Annotated in this window: 1 protein-coding gene; it reads right to left on the bottom strand. The window is 70.6% G+C overall.

Annotated features, from left to right (window positions below):
* Positions 1-1,883: Ig-like domain-containing protein (locus tag AC07X6_RS28505; RefSeq protein WP_494793216.1), on the bottom strand; the 1,883-nt coding region annotated here is incomplete at both ends.

Raw genomic sequence — 1,883 nt, forward strand, 5'->3', positions numbered from 1 at the left:
CCGCCCACCAGCGCGCCGAACACCTGCTTGCCATCGCGTTCACCGGTGGCGAAACCGCTGCCGTCGCTCAGGTAGCGCGAGGCGTCGTACTGCAGGGTGCCGTAGCCGAGCACGCCGTCCAGGAAGACGCCCTTGCTCGGACGCAGGCTGCCATACACGGCCGCCACGGCGCTGTCGGCCGTGCTGCGGCTGCCGTTCTGGCCCACGTCGCTGCGGTCATGACTGAAACCGGCGCCCACGCCCAGGGTCGCCAGGTCGCTGAGGCGGTAATCGCCGCCCACGCTCACGCCATTCGTGCGGAAGCGGAAGCCCGTCTCGCGGCCATTCACATAGTGCTGGCCGAAGTCCACCGCGCCGCCGAGCCACAGCGCCAGCGCCTGCTTCTGCGTGTCCGGCTTTTGCGGCATGTCCGGCAAGCCATTCGTGGCGCCGCTGACATCGGCCTGCTGCCGCTCGCTGCTGAAACCGGCGTCAGGCTGGCGCAGGGCCGCCTTGCGCATGAACGGTTTCACCGCCGTGCCGAACACGCGGTCCGCCTCCTGCTCCTGCCAGCGCGCCAGCGCCGCCGTCGGATTGCCGCTGTCGTTCGGCGGCGTCAGGCTCAGGCCAAAGGTCGAGCGTCCCCAGCCGTCGCCATGCAGGCTTTCCAGGCGCTGCGTGAAGTTCGACAGCTGCGCGCTGGCGAAGCGCCGCGCCGCATCGGCTTGCGCCGCCTGCAGGCCGATCACTTCCGGATCGAGCGACGGGTCGCGCCGCGCCGTCACGGTGACGTTGACCACGCCCGGCTTCGAGGTGGCATACGCATTGCTCAGGGTGTAGCTGACCACCGCCGCGCCGGCGAACTTGCCCGAGGCCGCAAAGCTCAGCTGGTACGACGGCTTGCCGGCCGTGCCGACGTCGCGCACCACCGCCTTGCCCGCCTCCGCCGGCGCGACGCTCAGGACATTCGCCGCCGTGAACGGGCCGCCCGTGGCACCCGCCGTCAGGTCGACGGTGACCGTCAGGCCGGCCACCACCGTGGCGCTCTGGCTGGCCACCTGCGGCATCGGATTGACGCTGATCGTTGACGTCATCGGCGCCGAGGTGCCGAACACGTTCGAGACGGTGTAGCCGATGCTGATGTCGCCGCTGGTGTTGATGCCGGGCGTGTAGACGATGTCCAGGCCATTGACCGCCGCCGTGCCGCTGGCCGGCTGCGTGGTGATGGCCACCGCCGTGAACGGACCGCCGGTGGCGCCTTGCGTCACCTGCAGGGTCACCGGCGTGCCGGCCAGGACCGTCGCCGTCTTGGCGACAGGCACCGGTACCGGCTGCGGCGCCACCGTCACGCTGACCGTGGCCGGCGCGGAGGTGCCGCCCGGACCCGTCGCCGTGTAGCTGAAGCTGTCCGGACCAAAGTAGTTGGCATCCGGCACATACGTCACCTTGAAACTCGCACCGGCGACGGCGCGCGCCATGCGCGCCGAGGCACCGCTCGAGACCACCGTGACGCGCCCGTGCTGCGGCGGCGTGACGATGGTCACGTCCGTGATCGGGCTGCCATCCGTGGAAGCGATGGTCAGGCTCACTTCCTGGTTGGCCGAGGTGGTCGCCGTTTCATTGGGCACCGGCGGCGGCGCCTGGTTCACCTGCAGCGTCAGCGCCTGCTGCACCGTGAACTGGTGCGCATCCTTCGCTTGCACGGTGAAGCTGAAGCTGCCGAACGCGGTCGGTGTGCCGCTCAGCAGGCCGCTGGCGGCATCGAGCACCAGGCCGGCAGGCAAGGCGCCACTGCTGACCGAATACGCATACGGCGCGACGCCGCCGGCAGCCGTGAACTGCTGGCTGTAGGCATCGCCGGCACGGATCGCCGCCAGGCTGCCCGGGACCAGGCTCAGGGCCGG

It is taken from the genome of Janthinobacterium sp. GW460-12-1-14-LB5 (genome assembly GCF_059423585.1).